13 protein-coding genes are annotated in these 17,821 nt (G+C 69.2%); all 13 read left to right on the plus strand.

From position 1 onward, the window contains the following. Positions 1-5 precede the first annotated feature (5 nt). The 13 genes from ACJ7VY_RS08540 (at position 6) to fliF (ending at position 17,810) form a co-directional block, all read left to right on the plus strand. Complete coding sequence (locus ACJ7VY_RS08540; protein ID WP_409475426.1) at positions 6-389, plus strand: response regulator transcription factor; 384 nt, start codon at positions 6-8, stop codon at positions 387-389. Next, entirely contained in the window at positions 382-1,830 is a 1,449-nt protein-coding gene (locus ACJ7VY_RS08545; protein WP_409475427.1) for a sigma-54 dependent transcriptional regulator, read from the plus strand. Before ACJ7VY_RS08540 ends, ACJ7VY_RS08545 begins: the two co-directional genes overlap by 8 nt. Before the next feature lie 49 nt (positions 1,831-1,879). Next, the gene (locus ACJ7VY_RS08550) at positions 1,880-2,368 is read left to right on the plus strand and encodes an adenylyltransferase/cytidyltransferase family protein (RefSeq protein ID WP_337778402.1); all 489 of its coding nucleotides are present in this window, start codon (positions 1,880-1,882) and stop codon (positions 2,366-2,368) included. Continuing rightward, complete coding sequence (locus tag ACJ7VY_RS08555; protein WP_409475428.1) at positions 2,368-4,878, plus strand: FkbM family methyltransferase; 2,511 nt, start codon at positions 2,368-2,370, stop codon at positions 4,876-4,878. The genes ACJ7VY_RS08550 and ACJ7VY_RS08555 overlap by 1 nt, the downstream gene beginning before the upstream one ends. Next, a complete protein-coding gene (locus tag ACJ7VY_RS08560) occupies positions 4,875-5,927 on the plus strand; it encodes a GSCFA domain-containing protein (protein ID WP_161614446.1) in 1,053 nt (350 codons plus the stop codon). The genes ACJ7VY_RS08555 and ACJ7VY_RS08560 overlap by 4 nt, the downstream gene beginning before the upstream one ends. Beyond that, positions 5,924-6,679: a hypothetical protein gene (locus ACJ7VY_RS08565; protein ID WP_161614447.1), complete on the plus strand. Its 756-nt coding sequence runs from the start codon at positions 5,924-5,926 to the stop codon at positions 6,677-6,679. Before ACJ7VY_RS08560 ends, ACJ7VY_RS08565 begins: the two co-directional genes overlap by 4 nt. Continuing rightward, positions 6,676-7,953: an ATP-grasp domain-containing protein gene (locus tag ACJ7VY_RS08570; RefSeq protein WP_161614448.1), complete on the plus strand. Its 1,278-nt coding sequence runs from the start codon at positions 6,676-6,678 to the stop codon at positions 7,951-7,953. Before ACJ7VY_RS08565 ends, ACJ7VY_RS08570 begins: the two co-directional genes overlap by 4 nt. A 47-nt stretch (positions 7,954-8,000) precedes the next feature. After that, positions 8,001-9,464 (plus strand): glycosyltransferase, encoded by a 1,464-nt coding sequence (locus tag ACJ7VY_RS08575; protein ID WP_409475429.1) that lies wholly within the window; start codon positions 8,001-8,003, stop codon positions 9,462-9,464. Between the two features lie 81 nt (positions 9,465-9,545). Beyond that, complete coding sequence (locus ACJ7VY_RS08580) at positions 9,546-10,676, plus strand: DegT/DnrJ/EryC1/StrS family aminotransferase (RefSeq protein WP_161614450.1); 1,131 nt, start codon at positions 9,546-9,548, stop codon at positions 10,674-10,676. Positions 10,677-10,692: 16 nt separating this feature from the next. Beyond that, a complete protein-coding gene (locus ACJ7VY_RS08585) occupies positions 10,693-11,955 on the plus strand; it encodes a CDP-glycerol glycerophosphotransferase family protein (protein WP_202626405.1) in 1,263 nt (420 codons plus the stop codon). A gap of 5 nt (positions 11,956-11,960) precedes the next feature. Further along, positions 11,961-15,473, plus strand: a complete 3,513-nt coding sequence (locus tag ACJ7VY_RS08590; protein ID WP_409475430.1) for a glycosyltransferase — start codon at positions 11,961-11,963, stop codon at positions 15,471-15,473. 317 nt (positions 15,474-15,790) lie between these two features. Next, positions 15,791-16,153: a flagellar hook-basal body complex protein FliE gene (fliE, locus tag ACJ7VY_RS08595; protein ID WP_313249439.1), complete on the plus strand. Its 363-nt coding sequence runs from the start codon at positions 15,791-15,793 to the stop codon at positions 16,151-16,153. A 13-nt stretch (positions 16,154-16,166) separates the two neighbouring features. Beyond that, positions 16,167-17,810 carry a flagellar basal-body MS-ring/collar protein FliF gene (gene fliF / locus ACJ7VY_RS08600; RefSeq protein ID WP_161614453.1) on the plus strand — a complete coding sequence of 548 codons (1,644 nt, stop codon included), beginning with the start codon at positions 16,167-16,169 and terminating at the stop codon, positions 17,808-17,810. The last annotated feature ends 11 nt before the right edge of the window (positions 17,811-17,821 follow it).

A 17,821-nucleotide genomic window follows, 5' to 3' on the forward strand; every position in this document is an offset into this window, starting at 1 on the left:
ATTCCATGAGCAAGCTCACCGTTCTGCTGGTCGACGACCACGAAGGCTTCATCAACGCGGCCATGCGCCACTTCCGCAAGGTCGACTGGCTGCAGGTGGTCGGCAGCGCCGCCAATGGCCTGGAGGCGATCGAGCGCTCCGAGGCGCTGCGCCCGCGGGTGGTGCTGATGGACCTGGCGATGCCGGAGATGGGCGGGCTGCAGGCCACGCGCCTGATCAAGACCCAGGACGAGCCGCCCTACATCGTGATCGCCAGCCATTTCGACGACGCCGAGCACCGCGAGCACGCCCAGCGTGCCGGTGCCGACAACTTCGTCAGCAAGCTGTCCTACATCCAGGAGGTCATGCCGATCCTGGAGCACGTCAGGCAGGAACAGGGCCATGAGTGAATCGCGCATCCTCGTGATCGACAGCGAGGGCGTCCGCGCCGAACGCACGGTGGCGCTGCTGGAGTTCATGGACCTCAACCCGCGCTGGGTCACCGACGTGGGCGACATCGATACCAGCCGTCACCGCGTCAACGACTGGATGGCGCTGGTGGTGGGCACCATCGAGGACCCGGCGCGCGCCATGCCGTTCTTCCACTGGCTGGCCGGCACCGGCATGCCGCCGGTGCTGCTGGCCGAAGGTGACCCGCTGGCGTTCGCGCGCCACTACGCCCTGCACGAGGCCAACGTCTGGCCGCTGGAGCAGCCGATGCGCCACGCGCAGATGGAGGCGCTGCTGCGCCGCGCCAGCCTCAGGCGGCTGGACGCCGAGCACCATGCCGGCGGCGGCGAGGACACCGGCCCCACCGGCACCAGCCCGGCGGTGACCGAGCTGCGCCAGCTGATCGAGCAGGTGGCCGGGTTCGACACCACCGTGCTGGTGCTGGGTGAATCGGGCACCGGCAAGGAAGTGGTGTCGCGCGCCATCCACCAGCGCTCGCCGCGGCGCGACGGCCCGTTCGTGGCCATCAACTGCGGCGCGATTCCGCCGGACCTGCTGGAAAGCGAGCTGTTCGGCCACGAAAAGGGCGCCTTCACCGGTGCGCTGAGCGCGCGCAAGGGCCGGTTCGAGATGGCCGAGGGCGGCACCCTGCTGCTGGACGAGATCGGCGACATGAGCCTGCCGATGCAGGTCAAGCTGCTGCGCGTGCTGCAGGAGCGCAGCTTCGAGCGCGTCGGCGGCAACCAGACCATCCGCTGCAACGTGCGGGTGATCGCCGCGACCCACCGCAACCTGGAAACGCGCATCGCCGAAGGCAAGTTCCGCGAGGACCTGTTCTACCGCCTCAACGTGTTCCCGATCGACGTGCCGGCGCTGCGCGAACGCATCGCCGACATCCCGGCGCTGGTGGAGACCATCGCCGCGCAGCTGGCGCGTACCGGCCGTGGCGAGGTCCGCTTCGCCGCCGAAGCGCTGCAGGCGCTGGCCGCCTATCGCTGGCCGGGCAACGTGCGCGAACTGACCAACCTGGTCGAACGCCTGGCGGTGCTGCACCCGGGCGGACTGGTGCGGGTGCAGGACCTGCCCGCGCGCTACCGCAGCGAGGCGGCACCGCCGCCGGTGGCGCTGGATGACGAGCGGCCGCTGGCCAGCCTGTCGGCGAGCGCGGCGGCGCCCGCCCCGGCCGCCGCCGCGGGCAGCCCGGTGCCGGTGCAACTGCCCGACGATGGCCTGGACCTGCGCGACCACATGGCCGGCATCGAGCTGAAGCTGATCAACGAAGCCCTCGAGCGCACCCAGGGCGTGGTCGCCCACGCCGCGCAGCTGCTCGGCCTGCGCCGCACCACCCTGGTGGAAAAACTGCGCAAGTACGGGATCGACCGCGATCAGGCGGCGGACTGAGGCCGCCGTCCGCGCGGGCCGGCAGCGGCAACGGCACGGAACTTGCCTGATGCAGGCCGACCATGGCTGCCTGGATTCCCCGCTCATGACGCTTGTTCTGACCTACGGCACGTTCGACCTTCTGCACGTGGGTCACGTCAATCTGCTGCGTCGCGCCCGCGCGTTGGGCGACCGGCTCGTGGTCGGCCTGTCCTCGGACCGGTTCAACGCCATCAAGAACAAGACGGCCACCCAATGCTATGCGGACCGCGAGGCGGTGCTTCGCGCCATCCGCTACGTCGACGACGTGTTTCCCGAGGACAGCTGGGAACAGAAGGCCGCCGACATCCGCCGCCATGGCGCGGCGATCCTGGTGATGGGCTCGGACTGGACCGGGCATTTCGACGCCCTGTCGTGCCACTGCGAGGTCCGCTACCTGCCCCGCACCGAGGACATCTCCAGTTCCTCGCTGAAGGCCAGGATCCGCCGCGACCCCGCTGAGGCGGCCGTCGCCGGGGCGCCGCGGATCGGCAGTCCGCTGCTGGGCGGTGCGCGCTGATGCGCCCGGTGTTCGACATCCGCCCCGCGGCCGGAGACGCGGAGCATGGGCTCCTGCTTTCGCTGCAGCCCGGCCCGGCACGGATGAGCGGGCTGCGCCTGCGTTCGCGTGACGGTGCTCGGATCCTGCCCCTGCATTTCCACCGCGAGGGCGACACGGTCCGGGCGGAGCTGCCGGTCGCCCCGCTGCTGGAAGATCGCCCGCTGCGCTGGGATGTCCAGGTCGAGCTGGACGGCAACGGCGTGTTCGAGCCGTTGATCGGCACGACCGGCACGACCATCCCCCGCCACTTCTTTCAACAGGCGATCGGTGAGCACGGGATATCGGCCTACCTGAGCGACAGCGTCAGTTCGCTGGCGCTGTTCACCGCGCCGTCGCAGCAACACGCCTACACGGTGGACGCCGAGAACACGCGTGCCGCGTTCCCCATGCTGCTGGAGGAGCTGCCGCTGCAGGAGGACCTGGTCCTGTTCGAGAGCTTCCTGGGCAAGGCATACGCGGGCAATCCCCGCTATATCCATGAAGCGCTGCGGCGGATGCGTCCGGACCTGCGCTGCGTCTGGGCCTACAACGGCGACACGCCCATCCCCGGCAATCCCGCGCGCGTGCGCCGCGGCTCGGCCGCCTACCACCGGCTGCTTGCCCAGGCCAGGTACCGCGTCAACAACATCCTGTTCACCGCGCATGGCCGCAAGCCGGACACCCGCTACCTCCAGACCTGGCACGGCACCCCGCTCAAGCGGCTGGGATACGACATCGACGTCGCCGGCCCCGAGGTCGACGCCCGCGACAACCTGTACCGCGAGTCGCGCGCATGGACCCACCTGCTGAGCGCGAACAACTACTCCAGCGCCGTGCTGCGCCGTGCCTTCCGCTACGAGGGCGACGTGCTGGAAACCGGCTATCCGCTGACCGACCCGCTGGCCGCCGCGGACGGCGGACGCACGGACGTCCTCCGCCGCCTGGATCTCCCGCTCGATCGCCGTTACGTGCTGTACGCCCCGACCTGGCGCGACGACCGCCAGGTCGGCCACTGGCAGTTCGACCTCGACCTGCGGCTGGACGTCGCCCGGGTGGCCGCGGCACTGGCGCCGGACCAGATGCTGCTCGTCCGTGCGCACCACCTGGTGAGCGGCGGCCTCGGGGACCGGCCACTGCCGGCCAACGTCCGCGATGTGTCGCACGTGGATGATGCGACCGACCTGTGCGTCATCGCCGACGTGCTGGTGACCGACTATTCGTCGATCTTCTTCGATTTCGCCACCAGCGGCCGCCCGATCCTGTTCTACTGCTACGACCTCGACCAGTATGCGCAGCGGATCCGCGGCTTCTACCTGGACATGGAGCAGGACCTGCCGGGCCCGATCGCGCGCAGCACCGACGCGCTGATCGCCCTGCTGGCCGACCTGCCCGCGGTCCAGGCCGCCCACGCCGAACGGTATACCGCGTTCCGCCAGCGTTTCTGCGCGCTCAACGACGGCAGGGCCGCCGCGCGCGTGGTCGATGCGTTCTTCGGCCCGTTCCCGGCGACAAACCGCTTCATGACCGACCTGGTGGCGCTGGGCATCGGTGGCGCGGCGGACGACGACGCGCGCCTGCAACGCCTGATCCAACGCTACCTGGCTGATTCGGATGCAATTTCAACGCTGCTCTACGAACGCCTGCAACCGGCCGAGCAACAGCGTTTCCTGGTGTGGTTCCTCAAGCGCTGGGCCGGCATTGATCGCATCGACCCGGCCGAGATGGCGTTCTACGACGCCGAGGTGGAGCGCATCCGGCAGGCGGAGCGGCCCCCGGTCGAGATCGACGGCGGCCACTACGTGCTGCAGGACATGCGCCCGCAGGGCCATGATTTCCGCCTGGTCACCTATGCCTGGGCGCTGAGCATCGACGACGTGCTGTTCGACCAGTACCAGACCGAGGGCTTCCGCGTTGCGCCCGGCGACGTCATCATCGATGCCGGCGCCTTCATCGGCGACACCGCCGCACTGTTCTGCGCCAAGACCGGCGGCGACTGCCAGGTGCACGCATTCGAACTGCTGGACGAGAGCATCGCCCTGTTCCGCTACAACAATGCGCTGAACGGTATCAGCGACCGCGTCGTGCTCAACAAGCTGGCCCTGTCCGACCACAGCCAGGGTTCGCTGGTGATCAAGCAGGCCAGGCTGCAGGGCGCGACGTCGGTCGAGCCCGGCGACGGGCCGGGCGAGCGCATTCCAACCATCACCCTTGACGACTATGTCGCCCGACACGGGCTGCAGCGGGTGGACCTGATCAAGATGGACATCGAGGGGTCGGAGATCCCGGCCCTGCACGGGGCCGTGCAGACCATCCGCCGCTTCCGCCCCAAGCTGGCGCTGTGCCTGTACCACAAGTGGGACGACGTGCTGACCATCCCCCGCTTCATCGCCGGGCTCGGCATCCCCTACCGCTTCAACTTCAAATGGGTGCAGCTGCCACAGGGCTGGGAGGCCGTGCTGCTGGCAAGTCCAATCGAGCCGATGCAATGACCTCGCCCTATGATGACCTGTCGGAACGTTCACGCTGGAGCCGCGCGGTAGCGCAGCGCGCGCCTGACCGGTACGCCGACATCTACCGGAAGAAGTTCGAAATATCGAAAAAGGACCGGATCGTCACGGCGGGAAGCTGTTTTGCCCAGCACATCGCCAGGCGCCTTGCTGCCTCGGGCTTCGCGTTCATGGACTACGAACCGGCACCGACGTGGTTCCCCGATGCCTTGCGCGGCAGCTTCAACTACGGGGTCTACTCGGCACGCTATTGCAACATCTACACCGTCCGGCAGCTCCTTCAGCTCTTCGAGCGCGCCTACGGGTTGAGAAAGCCCGTCGATGACATGTGGGTGAGCAAAGCAGGCATCCACGATCCATTCCGGCCAGCCGTTGAGCCAGTCCCGTTCGCGTCGGAAGCGGATTTCCAGCTGTCGAGAACAACCCACCTCGAAGCGGTGCGGAAAGTGTTCGAACAATCCGACCTGTTCATCTGCACGCTGGGGCTTACCGAGGCGTGGACCGACGCCCGCGACGGGGCCGTTTTCCCGATCTGCCCGGGAACGAAGGCGGGAGGAGTCTTCAATCCGGAAAGGCATGCCTTCCACAACTTCACCTACCAGGAAATCCTCGCGGACTTCCGCCAATTCGAGAACCTGCTGCGCGAGGTCAACCCCGGCATCCGGTTCCTGTTGACCGTTTCTCCCGTCCCGCTGGTCGCCACAGCATCCGGGCAGCACGTCCTGTCTGCCACGGTTTACTCGAAATCCGTGCTTCGTGCGGTAGCCGGCCAGTTGTCCCAGGAGAGCGAACGCATCGATTATTTCCCTTCGTACGAGCTTGCATCTGCCTTCCCGTCCGGCACCCGGCATTTCGAGGCGGACCTGCGCTCGGTGAAGCCGTCCGGGGTTGACTACGTCATGTCCCACTTCTTCGCCGAGCATCTTGCAGAGGACGTCCAATCCTTCATGGACGAACGACCAGAGGCCGGATTGGTGCCCCATGCAGAGGACGCGATCTGCGAAGAGATGTTCCTGGAGCAGCGGGAATGAACGCGATCATCCTCGGCGACTCCCATGTCGTCGCGCTCAAGGAGGCATGGGAAGCGCTCGGCACTGAAGAGCGGCTCGGTCTGGCAGGCACGGATCATCTGCCGATCGGCATGCTCGCGTTCGGTGACCAATTCCTCGCCGGCCCATTCCATTCTGTCAGCGGGAACCAGCTCGACTTCACCTCGCAGGACATGCGCGACTCGCTCGAACGGCTCTCGCCGGGTTCGGGCGGTGCAATCAGGCGCGGCGATGACCGCCACTACATCGTCTCGCTCGGTTTCCAGGGTGTGAGGCTTTACAACTCGGACATGTGGCGCAACTGGACCGTCGGTGACACCGTGCGGAGCAAGCAATATGTCAGTCGCGCGGCATTCCGCGAGATGGTGCTCGACATGAACAGGCACATTCTGTCCTTCTACGACGCCATGATGGCGCTGGATCTGGAGTTCTCCGTCATGGCCGCGCCGCCGCTGCCACGAACCTATCTTGATGGGCCGAATCACCCGCCGTTCGTGGACGAGGAACTCCTCGAAATACGGGATGCCTATGTCGATGCATTCGCCGGAATTCTTGAACGCAAAGGCATCCGCCATGTTCTGCCCCCTTCGGGCATCACCGAGCGCGGCTTTCTCAAGGCCGAATTTGGCCAGACCCGGCAGGTTGGAGATTTCCACGGGAATGCCGCCTACGGGAGCATATTCCTGCGCAAGCTCCTGCCCGCAATACGCACCGGGAGCCTGGCATGGTCATGAACGTCCTCGTCTTCCCCTGCGGCTCGGAGATTGGCCTGGAAATCCACGCCGCCCTGCACCATGCCAAGGACGTGCGCCTGCATGGTGCCTCGTCGGTGTCCGACCACGGCGAGTTCGTCTACGCGCGCTACCGCCGGATCGATGCTTCCACCGGGTCGGGCAACCTGCTCGACACGCTTGACGCATTGATCGACGAATGGGCGATCGACATCGTCCTACCCGCGCATGACAGCGTGATTCCTCTGCTGGCCGAGGCCGGCGAGCGGCTGCATGCGCCCGCTGCGGTGCCGGACCCGGGTACCGCGGCGGTCTGCCGCAACAAGAATCTCACTTACGGCCGCCTGCGCCACCTGGGCATCGCCCCGGACACCGCACCTGCGCCCGGCGTAGCGCTCTACCCAATCTTCGCCAAGCCTGCCGTCGGCCAGGGCAGCCAGGGTGCCGAACGGGTGGATACACCCGAGCGCCATCGCCAGTTGCTCGACAGTGGCATCGAGTACGTTTTCAGCGAATACCTGCCCGGTACCGAGTACACCGTGGACTGCATTTCCAGCAGCAGCGGCACCCTGCTGCACGCGGCGGCGCGGGTGCGCGGGCGAGTCAAATCCGGAATCAGCGTGCGTACCGAGCCGGCCCCCCGCGACCCCGCGCTGGAAGCAATGGCGCACGCCATCGCCGGCGAGCTATGCCTGAAAGGGGCATGGTTCTTCCAGGCGCGGCGTAACCGCGATGGTGTGCCCAAGCTGCTGGAAGTTGCCCCGCGTATCGCCGGCTCCATGGCGCTGAACCGCATGCGCGGCATCAATTATCCGTTGCTGAGCCTCTACGCCTACCTGGGCAAGGCCTTCACCGTGATGCCCCAGCACTATCCGCTGGTCATGGACCGGGCGCTGGGCAACCGCTGGCGGGCGGAGCTGACTTATGAGCGCGTCTACCTGGACCTCGATGACACGCTGCTGGTACGCGGCAGCCCGGAGCCGCAGGTGATGGCACTGCTGTACCAATGGAACACGCACGGAATCCCGGTGGTGCTGGTGACCCGACATGCAACCGAGCCGCAGCAGACGCTCGCACGGCACCGCATCTGCGCGGACCTGTTCGAGCGGATCGTGCACCTGCGCGACGGTTCGCCCAAGAGCGCCGTGATCCCGCCCGGCGAAGCGGCCATCTTCATTGACGACGCCTACCGCGAGCGCGCCGACGTGGCCGCGGTCCACGGCATACCGGTGTTCGATGTGGATGCCGTGGAACAGCTCAGGGACGTACGCGCATGACTCCGGATCGATTGTCCTGCGATGACAAAGCACCGCTGCTGTCGATCGTGGTGCTGGTCTACAACACCGCCCCGTTCCTGCCGGAGTGCTTTGATTCGCTGCTGGAACAGGACTACCGCAACATCGAGATCATCGCCGTCGATGATACCAGCACCGACGAGAGCCTGGCGATCTGCCGCGACTACGAGCGGCGCCACCCGAACTTCCGCTGCATCAGCAAACCGAACGAAGGCGGCGCGGTTTCAGGCAACCTCGGCGTATCACTGGCGCGCGGGCGCTATGTGGCACTGGTCGACTCCGACGACGTGGTGACACCTGGCGGCTACCGTGCGCTCATGGCGGAGGCATTGGCCTGTGATGCGGACATCGTGGTCGGGCGCGCCGCGCGGCTCACCAGCGGCGGCATATCGAGCACCCTGTTCCTCCAGGAGCCCCATGTCTGGCATCGCCGCCGCTGCATCGCCGATGTGCGCGAATTCATTGACATCCACCACGACGGCTTCTACTGGAACAAGGTATTCCGCACGGAATTCCTGCGTGAGCACCAACTGGGAATGGTGCCCGGCCTGCTCTACGCCGACCGCCCCTTCGTGCATGCGGCCTATTGGCACAGCAGGTGCACCGCGATCATTACCGACCTGGTCTATCTATGGCGGGTGCGCGAGGAGCGCGGCCAACCGTCCATAACCCAGAGTGCCAGACAAGGGGACAATTTCCGCGACCGCCTGCGGTCGGCCACGATTGAGTGGGAGCAGTTCCGCGACCTTCCCGACGCCGATGAGTACCGCCGGGCGATTGCGGTCGCCAATCTGCAGCGTGCGCTGTTCACGGCACCGGGAATCGTTGCCTCCCCGGCCTTCAGGCAAGTGTTCATCACGTCCATGCAGGAACTGCTCGCCTTGTACGGCGACGTGGACTGTCGAGCGCTCGGCGCGCGTCGCTGCCTCTACCTGGAACTGATCAAGCGGGGCGAAGTGGAAGGGTTGTGCTTCCTGCTCGGCATCACCAGCGAACGGGGCTGGATCGCGGAAATCGACGGCGCCTGCTACTGGAAGCAACCGTTCCTGGACAACCCGGAGGTCCCGCTGCCGCGGGCCGCGATGCGCCTGGAGTTCCCCAACATCGGCTTCTTCCGCCTGCGCGACATCTGCCTGGGCGAGGACAGCCTGGACCTGACCCTGGACCTTCATGACCGCATCATGGAAGGCTGCGCGGTCTGGTTCGAGCTGCATTCGATCCAGGGCGAAGGCAGCTGGGAGTTCCAGCCGGAAGGGCGGATCGGCGAGCACCGCTGGCGCTACCGGCTGGACCTGCGGGGCCGCGAATGCAGGCCAGGCAGCCTGTACGGGCTGGTCCTGCACTATCGCACCGGCGACGGCATCCACGGCCGCTACCGCATCGGTCCGGCGATGGTCCCGCCCGGATGGCCCGCCTCGCTGCCGCTGCGCTCATCGCTGGGCAGCCTGATGTTCTCGCCGGAGGCCGGCGGCCTGGGCCTGGCCGTCAACTGACCGGCGCCGCGCCCCGGCACGGGAGTTGCATGTTCCCGCACGCCGGCATTCCGCCGACGCCATGCCCCCGGCCCGCCCGCGATGATCCCCAAGAAGCCGACCCCGGTCACCAGCCCGCTGCTGCCCCCGCTGGAAGAGTTCGTGCCCTATCTGGAGCGGATCTGGGAGAGCCGCATCCTGACCAACGGCGGCAGCATGCACCAGGCGCTGGAGAAGGCGCTGTGCGCCTACCTCGGGGTCGAGCACATCGCGCTGTTCGCCAATGGCACGCTGGCGCTGGTCACCGCCCTGCAGTCGCTGCGCATCACCGGCGAGGTGATCACCACGCCGTACTCGTTCGTGGCCACCGCCCATTCGCTGCTGTGGAACGGCATCAAGCCGGTGTTCGTGGACGTCGACCCGGTCACCTTCAACCTCGATCCGGCCCGGATCGAGGCCGCGATCACGCCCCAGACCACGGCCATCATGCCGGTGCACTGCTATGGCACGCCCTGCGACGTGGACGCCATCGGCCGCATCGCCGACAACTACAACCTGCGGGTGATCTACGACGCCGCGCATGCCTTCGCGGTCGGCGACACCCGCGGCAGCGTGCTGCGGCACGGCGACCTGTCGGTGCTCAGCTTCCATGCCACCAAGGTGTTCAACACCTTCGAGGGCGGCGCCATCATCTGCCCGGACGCGCGCACCAAGCAGCGCATCGACCACCTGAAGAACTTCGGCTTCGTCAACGAGACCACCGTGGTGGCGCCGGGCATCAACGGCAAGATGAACGAGGTCAGCGCCGCGTTCGGCCTGCTCCAGCTCAAGCACATCGACCGTGCGCTGGAACGTCGCGCCGCGATCGACGCGCTGTACCGCCAGCGCCTGGCGGGCATCGCCGGCATCCGGTGCCTGGCACGCCCCGCGGACGTGCGCCACAACCACGCCTACTTCCCGGTGCTGGTGGGCGACGACTACCCGTTGCAGCGCGACGAGCTTTACCACCTGCTTCGCGCCGAACACATCCTGGTGCGGCGCTACTTCTACCCGCTGATCAGCGAGTTCCCGATGTACCGCGGCTTCGCGTCCGCGGCGCCGGACAACCTGCCGGTGGCGCACGCCGCCGCCCGCCAGGTGCTGTGCCTGCCGATCCACCCGGACCTGTCCGATGCCGAAGTCGGCCGGATCTGCGAGCTGCTGACCGCGCATGCACGGGTCCGCGCCGCGTGATGCGAGGCCGGCCGTGATGCCTGCGTGGCTGGGGGTGCCGCTGCTGCTGGCGTGGCGGCTGCTGGACCTGCTGGTGCCCAAGCGCCGCGACCATTGGGCGTTCTTCGACCATCCGCTCAAGCCGGGCCAGTTCATCGAGAACGCACGCGCGGTCTTCGAGCAGGTAAAGGACGACCCGCGGGTGCACTGCCGGGTGTTCGTGCGCGGTGGCCAGCGGCCTCTGGACGTGAGCGAGCACGCGCACGTGCGCGTGCTCCGCCTGGACTCGCCGCGGGGGCTGTGGGCGCTCGCCCGCTGCGGCGTGCTGCTGCTGACCAATTCCACCGCGCTGGACATGTCGCTGGCCTGGCGCAACGGCGGCTACGCCGCGCCACGGCCGTGGCTCCGGCGGCGCGTCACCGTCAACCTCTGGCATGGCATTCCGCTGAAGCGGCTGTTCGCGCTGGCCAACCCGGACCAGCGCCAGCATGGCGACCGCGACCGGCACCGGCGCCGCGAACGTCGCTTCTACACCGGGCTGGTCGCGTCCTCGACCATCGACGCGCACGCGATGGCGGCGATCTTCCATCCGCTGCCCCCGACCAACGTCTGGGTTACCGGGCTGCCGCGCAACGATTTCCTGCGCATCGCCGAGGACGCACTCCCCGCCGGCCTGCGCGACGAGCTCGCGCGCGTGCGGGCGCTGCGCGGCCGTCGCCGGCTGGTGCTGTACGCCCCCACCTACCGCGATGCCAGCGTCGCCGCCGAGCGCAGCTACCGCTTCAGCGATGACGAGGTCGTCCAGCTGCGCCAGGTCCTGCAGCGCCATGGCGCGGTGTTGGGGCTGCGCAGCCACTATCTGGTCAACGGCCCGGCGGCGCTGGACCCGGTGCGCCACCTCGATGGCGAGGTGCTGCTGGACCTGGGCCACGCGGAGTTCCAGGAGATCGCGCCGCTGCTGCGCGAAAGCGCGCTGGTCATCACCGACTACTCCTCGGTCTACATCGACGCGCTCTACCTGGGCCTGCCGGTACTCGGCTTCGCCTACGACCTGGAGCACTACCGCACCCGCCAGAATGGGCTGCTGTATGACCTTGACCTGGCGTTTCCCGGGCCGATGACCACGACCTTCGCGGGGCTGCTGGCCGCGCTGGATGCCGTGCTGGCGCAGCCGCAGTACCACCCCGACGAACGCTACCTCACCGCCCGCCGCCTGTTCTTCCAGCACCTGGACGCCGACAACTCGCGGCGCGTGGTGCAACGGATCCACGCCGCGGTCGCCGCAAACCACCCCGCCTGATGCCCATGAACCCACCCCCTTCCACTGCTCCGCTGGTCAGCGTGGTGATACCGGCCTACAAGGCCCGCTGGCTGCCGCAGGCGCTGGAAAGCGTGCGCCGGCAGACCCATCGCCCGCTGGAGGTCGTGGTCTGCGACGATTCGGCAACCGGCCACGTGCAGGCCGCGGTGGAGGCCTTCGCCGCGCGCGCGGACTTTCCGGTGCGCTACGCGCGCAACCCCGAGCGGCTGTGGGAAATGCGCAGCACCGCGCGCGCGATCGGCCTGGCCGAGGGTGAGTACATCAAGTTCCTGCACGACGACGACGTGCTGCACGAGGACTGCATCGCCACCCTGCTGGAGTCGTTCGCGCAGGTTCCCGGCCTGGCGCTGGCGACCGCCCGCCGGCGGCTCGTCGACGAGGCCGGGATGCCGCTGCCCGATGAACTGCCCACGGCGTTCCCGGCCGACCATGACGTGTGCATCGACGGCCGCGACCTGATCGACTTCTTCGCCGACCACACCCTCAATTTCCTCGGCGAGCCCAGCGTGGCCCTGTGCCGGCGCGCGCCCCTGCTGGCGATGGGCGACCAGCTGGCCGTCCTCGACGGCGTCCGCATCGCCTGGCTCGCCGACCTGTCGCTGTACGTCAAGCTGCTGCGGCACGGCGCGGTGGCGATCAGTGCCCGGCCGCTGGTCGACTTCCGCATTTCCCGCCAGCAGTTCAGCCAGCGCGGGCGTGACCAGCCGGGTATCGCCGACGACTGGCACGAGACGTTCCGCCAGGCGCTGCGGCGGCTTGGCTGGTACCGCGGGGGCGACACCCGGCAGGTGGCCCTGGCACCGCTGGACGGCAGCCAGCCCGCGCGGAAGGTCGATCTGCCGCAGGCACTGGAACAGGCCCTGGCCATCGCCCAGGCGCGCTGGCCGCTGCTGGACTGGCAGGCACGGCGCCGGCTCACCGCCGCGCAGTGGCGGGCCCTGCAGGCCAGCCTGCGCAGCCTGCCCCGGCCCTGCCTGGAGATCGCCATCCGCGCCGGCGGCCAGTCCGCCGCCGACCTGCGGCGCACGCAGGCCAGCGTGGCCCGATACGCCACCGCCGACGATGCGATCCGCGGCTGCGTGATCGGCGCGCCGCCGTCCGCGGCGGCGGGTCGCATGGGCACCCGCTACCTTGCCGCGGACACGGCGATGGACGAGGTGCTGCGGACCAGTCCGGCCCAGTGGGTCCTGTTCGTGGATGCCGGCACCGAGTTCCATGTCTTTGGACTGGACCGGCTGCTGGTCGAACTCGCGCGCAGCGACGCGGCGGTGCGCGCCCTCTACGCCGACGAGTGGCACCAGGATGCACGCGGCGACCTGGCACCGGCGCTGCGCCCCGACCTCAACCTCGACCTGCTGCTCGGCAACCCGGCGATGCTGGCCGGGCACTGGGTGTTCCGTCGCGAGGCGGTGCTCGCCGCCGGCGGTTTCGACGCCGGGGCCGGCGACGCCGCGGAACTGGACCTGATCCTGCGCCTGGTCGAGCACGGCGGCCTGGACGGCATCGCCCACCTGCCCGAGCCGCTGCTGACCTGCGCGCCGCCGCGCCTGGACCGGCTTGCGCAGCAGCGCGCCATCCGCCGCCACCTGCACGCGCGCGGCTATCCCGGCGCGATACTGGAAAGCGCCGGCGACGGGCTGTACCGCATCGACTACGGCCACGACCGGCAGCCGCTGGTTTCGATGGTGCTGGCGGTCGCGGCGGACACCGCGCTGGCCACGCTGGAGCGCTGCGTGGTGTCGCTGCTGGAAAAGACCGCGTATCCGAACTACGAGCTGCTGCTGGTCGACAACGGCGCCGGCGCCGACGTCCGCCAGTGGATGCAGCAGGTGGAGGCGCTGGCCGCCGGCCGGGTGCGCGCGTTCGCCTTCGATCCGCCGCTGGCCCATGCCGCCGCCCGCAACCTGGCCGCCAGCCAGGCCGCCGGCGAGTTCCTGCTGTTCCTGCGTCCGCAGGTGGCGGCGCTGCAGCCGCAGTGGCTGCACGCGCTGCTCAACCACGGGCTGCGTCCGGAAGTGGGGATCGTCGGCGCCAAGACCATCTCGGCCGACGGCACGGTCACCCACGCCGGGCTGGTGCCCGGGCTGCTGTGCAGTGGTGGTCGCGCCTTCGCCGGCTCGCCGATGGACGCGCCCGGCTACATGCACCGGCTGCAGGTGGCGCAGGACTATTCGGCGGTCGCCGACAGCTGCCTGCTGGTCGGCACCGCGCTGTTCGCCGAACTCGACGGTTTCGACCATGCCGCCTTCGCCGACGAAGGCGCCGACGTCGACCTGTGCCTGCGCGCGCGCCAGCGCGGTTACCTCACGGTATGGACGCCGCACGCGCTGCTGCTGCATTCGGTGGCGGCCACGCCGCTGCCGGCTACCGCCACCGATGCGCTGCTGGAACGCTGGCTGCCGGCGCTCGCGCACGACCCGGCCTACAACCCCAGCCTGCGGCTGGACGTGGCCGGCGGCTTCCGCCTGGGCGAATCGGACTTCTCCTGGCAACCGCTGCCGTGGCGGCCGATGCCGCGCGTGCTCGCGCACCCGGCCGATCCCTGGGGCAGCGGCCAGTACCGGGTGATCCAGCCGTTCGAGGCGCTGCGCGCCGCCGGCCATGCCGAGGGCGCGCTCTACGCCACGTTGCTGGACCCGGTCGAACAGGCCCGCATCGATCCCGACGTGGTGGTGCTGCAGCGCCGGATTTCCGACGAGGACCTGGAACGGATGCGGCGCATGCCGCGCTTCTCGAAGGCGCTCAGGATCTACGAACTGGACGACTACCTGCCGAACCTGCCGGCCAAGAGCGCGCACCGCGAACACATGCCGCGCGACATCCTGCGCACCCTGCGCCAGGCGTTCGCGCGGGTCGACCGGGTGGTGGTCTCCACCCCGGCGCTGGCCGAGGCCCTGGCCGGCCTGCACCCGGACATCCGCATTGCCGGCAACCGGCTGCCGCCGGGCTGGTGGCGCGGGCTGCCGGCGCCGCGCCGCGGCAGCGGCCCGCGTCCGCGGGTCGGCTGGGCCGGTGGCGTGGGCCATACCGGCGACCTGGAGATGGTCGCCGACGTGGTGGCCGAACTGGCACGCGAGGTGGACTGGGTGTTCTTCGGCATGTGCCCGGAACGCCTGCGCCCGCACGTGGCCGAGTTCCATCCCGGCGTCGACATCCAGGCCTACCCGCGCTACCTGGCCCGTCTCGACCTGGACCTGGCGATCGCGCCGCTCGAGCAGAACCGCTTCAACGAATGCAAGAGCAACCTGCGCCTGCTGGAGTACGGCGCCTGCGCGGTGCCGGTGGTGTGCAGCGACGTCGGCCCCTACCGCGACGACGCGCTGCCGGTGACCCGGGTGCGCAACCGCCACCGCGACTGGGTCGGGGCGATCCGCGAGCAGCTGGCCGACGCCGGCGCGCGTGCCGCCGCCGGCGACGCGCTGCGCGCGGTGGTGCACCGCGACTGGATGCTGGCCGACGCCGGGCTGGCGCAGTGGCAGGCGGCCTGGCTGCCCTGAACTGCATTGCCCCCGCCCGGCGCCGGTTTCCCGGCTGCTGATGCCCGCCGCCGGGCGGCACGCCGGCGGGCTCTGCCGCGCCTCGACGGCACCGGCCAACCGGCGGCCCGCGGTGGCGGCATCCGCCGCCCCGGGCCCGCCATCGCCCCGACCCCTGGCCCAGCGTCACCATTCCCGGCGTCACCGACGGAAAACCGTCGCCGGGGCCGCGGTCCGCCCCGCTGTCACAGGCTTCCCGCGGGTTTTCCCGCCGTTCCGGTTCCGGCACGCGACTTGCACATGAACAGGCAGTTCTCCCCTGTCCCGGAACCTTGTCGATGTCCCACTCCGTCAATTCCATCCTTTCCCAGATCCGCAGCTACCAGACCCAGGCGAGCCAGTCGTTGCCGGCCGCCGACGTCGCGCGCAGCAACGCCATCGACGGATTGGCCGGGGTCCGGCCCGCCACCGCCCCGGTGGCCAACTTCACCGACACCCTGCAGGGCGCGCTGGCCGACGTGAATCGCGCCCAGCAGGTCTCCGGCGCGCTGGCCGCTGCGTTCGAGCGCGGCGAACCCGGCGCCGACCTGGCCAAGGTCATGGTCGCCTCCCAGCAGTCCCAGCTGGCGTTCCGCGCCACCGTGGAAGTCCGCAACCGTCTCGTCCAGGCTTACCAGGACGTGATGAACATGCCGCTGTAAGGAACCGGTCGCCATGGCACTCGCGCTGTCCAAGGATTCACTCAATTCGGAAAAGGCCGGGGCCTGGTTCGACCGGCTGCAGAGCCTGCAGATCACCCGCCGGCTGGGGTTGATGGCGATGATCGCCATTGCCGTGGCGGCCGGCCTGTTCGTGTTCTTCTGGGCGCAGAAGCCGCCGATGGCGCCGCTGTACACCGGCCTGGACCAGAAGGCGACCGCCGAGGCGACCGACCTGCTGCGCGCCGCGCAGATCCCGTTCGAGCTGGACGCGGCCACCGGCGCCATCAGCGTGCCGGAAAAGAACATCCACGACGCCCGGCTCAAGCTGGCCGGCTCCGGCCTGACCGACAGCGGCCGGCTCGGCTTCGAGCTGATGGAGCGCGACCCCGGCTTCGGCGTCAGCCAGTTCATGGAAAACGCGCGCTACCAGCACGCGCTGGAAACCGAGCTGGTGCGCACCATCACCACCCTGCGTCCGGTGCGCGACGCGCGCGTGCACCTGGCCATTCCCAAGCCCAGCGCGTTCACCCGCCAGCGCGACGTCGCCAGCGCCTCGGTGGTGCTGGAACTGCGTCCGGGCCAGCAGCTGGAACGCAACCAGGTCGATGCGATCGTGCACATGGTCGCCTCCAGCATCCCGGACCTGGCCCCGGAGCGGGTCACCGTGGTCGACCAGAGCGGGCGCATGCTGACCATCGCCGACCCCAACAGCGATGCGGCCCTGAACGCGGCGCAGTTCGACCAGGTGCGGCGCCTGGAGACCTCCTACAACCAGCGCATCCGCGAGCTGCTGGAGCCGATGACCGGCCCCGGCCGGGTCAACCCGGAAGTCAGCGTGGACATGGATTTCTCGGTCACCGAGGAAGCGCGCGAGCTGTACAACGGCGAACCGCAGAAGGTGCGCAGCGAGCAGATCAGCGAGAACACCACCACCACCCAGGGCCCGCAGGGTGTGCCCGGCGCGGCCAGCAACACCCCGCCCGGCCCCCAGGCCGCGCCGGCCACCGCCGCCACCCCGAGCGAAAGCAGCAAGAACGCCACCCGCAACTACGAGCTGGACCGCACCCTGCAGCACACCCGGCAGCCCGCCGGGCGGGTCAAGCGGGTGTCGGTGGCGGTGCTGGTCGACCACGTGCCGCGTGCCGGCAGCAACGGCAAGATCAGCGACCAGGCGCTCAGCGCCGCCGAGTTGACCCGGGTCGAGGCACTGGTCAAGCAGGCGGTCGGCTTCGACACCGCGCGCGGCGACACCGTATCGGTGATGAACGCGCCGTTCGTGCGCGATACCACGCCGGACGAACCGATCAAGTGGTGGGAACTGCCGCAGGTCCGCGACGGCCTGCGCCTGGTGCTGGGTGCGGTCGTGGTGCTGGCACTGCTGTTCGGCGTGCTGCGCCCGGCGCTGCGCCAGATCGCCGGCCCGCCCAAGGCGTTGCCCGGCCCGGACGAGGATCCGCTGCGCGCCGACGTGCACCTGGTGGACAACGCCGACGGCCTGCCCGGGCTGGCCAACGACCACCTGCAGCTGGGGGGCGCCGCGCCGCTGGCGTTGCCGCTGGACGCCTACGAGGAACGCCTGCGCATGGCGCGCGAGGCGGTGCGCTCCGATTCCAAGCGCGTCGCCCAGGTGGTGAAGGGATGGGTGGCCAATGACTGAGTCCGTCGTTC

It is taken from the genome of Stenotrophomonas sp. Y-13 (assembly GCF_046267925.1).
GTDB lineage: Bacteria > Pseudomonadota > Gammaproteobacteria > Xanthomonadales > Xanthomonadaceae > Stenotrophomonas > Stenotrophomonas acidaminiphila_A.

Bases quoted from the DNA above. Each gene is read 5' to 3' on its own strand.
- ACJ7VY_RS08540 (WP_409475426.1), top strand. From the start codon at position 6: ATGAGCAAGCTCACCGTTCTGCTGGTCGACGACCACGAAGGCTTCATC.
- ACJ7VY_RS08545 (WP_409475427.1), top strand. From the start codon at position 382: ATGAGTGAATCGCGCATCCTCGTGATCGACAGCGAGGGCGTCCGCGCC.
- ACJ7VY_RS08550 (WP_337778402.1), top strand. From the start codon at position 1,880: ATGCAGGCCGACCATGGCTGCCTGGATTCCCCGCTCATGACGCTTGTT.
- ACJ7VY_RS08555 (WP_409475428.1), top strand. From the start codon at position 2,368: ATGCGCCCGGTGTTCGACATCCGCCCCGCGGCCGGAGACGCGGAGCAT.
- ACJ7VY_RS08560 (WP_161614446.1), top strand. From the start codon at position 4,875: ATGACCTCGCCCTATGATGACCTGTCGGAACGTTCACGCTGGAGCCGC.
- ACJ7VY_RS08565 (WP_161614447.1), top strand. From the start codon at position 5,924: ATGAACGCGATCATCCTCGGCGACTCCCATGTCGTCGCGCTCAAGGAG.
- ACJ7VY_RS08570 (WP_161614448.1), top strand. From the start codon at position 6,676: ATGAACGTCCTCGTCTTCCCCTGCGGCTCGGAGATTGGCCTGGAAATC.
- ACJ7VY_RS08580 (WP_161614450.1), top strand. From the start codon at position 9,546: ATGATCCCCAAGAAGCCGACCCCGGTCACCAGCCCGCTGCTGCCCCCG.
- ACJ7VY_RS08585 (WP_202626405.1), top strand. From the start codon at position 10,693: ATGCCTGCGTGGCTGGGGGTGCCGCTGCTGCTGGCGTGGCGGCTGCTG.
- ACJ7VY_RS08590 (WP_409475430.1), top strand. From the start codon at position 11,961: ATGAACCCACCCCCTTCCACTGCTCCGCTGGTCAGCGTGGTGATACCG.
- fliE (WP_313249439.1), top strand. From the start codon at position 15,791: ATGTCCCACTCCGTCAATTCCATCCTTTCCCAGATCCGCAGCTACCAG.
- fliF (WP_161614453.1), top strand. From the start codon at position 16,167: ATGGCACTCGCGCTGTCCAAGGATTCACTCAATTCGGAAAAGGCCGGG.